A 327-nucleotide genomic window follows, 5' to 3' on the forward strand; every position below is an offset into this window, starting at 1 on the left:
TGGTTTTAATGAGCCAGGTTCGTCGTTGGCTTCTGGAACTCGCGTTAAGACTTTAACAGAGCAAACTCGCGTTGATAATTGCCGCGTCAGCATGATGATGAATTATGGACCAAGTTCCGTGAAGCAGCAGATGTCKKCTAKCATGCKCGTCAGGCTGATCGTGAAAAAAKGAATGCTAGCGAGAAAGAAAAKCTKGCKAAGAAGGAAGCAKKATKGAAGCAAGCTGAAGCATKGCKKCCGGGGGAAAACGAAGAAGCGGCGAAACAAGCGCGTAAAGAATTATCGGCTAGGCAAGAACAGTGGGAGGCCTGTCGCGGAGACACAGCG

Annotated in this window: 1 protein-coding gene and 1 pseudogene; both read left to right on the forward strand. The window is 49.5% G+C overall.

From position 1 onward, the window contains the following. Positions 1-85, forward strand: a pseudogene (locus tag BFS05_RS06615) (glucosamine-6-phosphate deaminase); the annotation flags it as partial. After that, positions 79-327: DUF349 domain-containing protein (locus BFS05_RS06620; RefSeq protein ID WP_146026747.1), on the forward strand; the 249-nt coding region annotated here is incomplete at its 3' end. The pseudogene BFS05_RS06615 and the gene BFS05_RS06620, both read left to right, overlap by 7 nt.

Source organism: Gardnerella coleohominis, from assembly GCF_002896555.1.
In the GTDB taxonomy this organism is placed as follows: Bacteria; Actinomycetota; Actinomycetes; order Actinomycetales; family Bifidobacteriaceae; genus Bifidobacterium; species Bifidobacterium vaginale_F.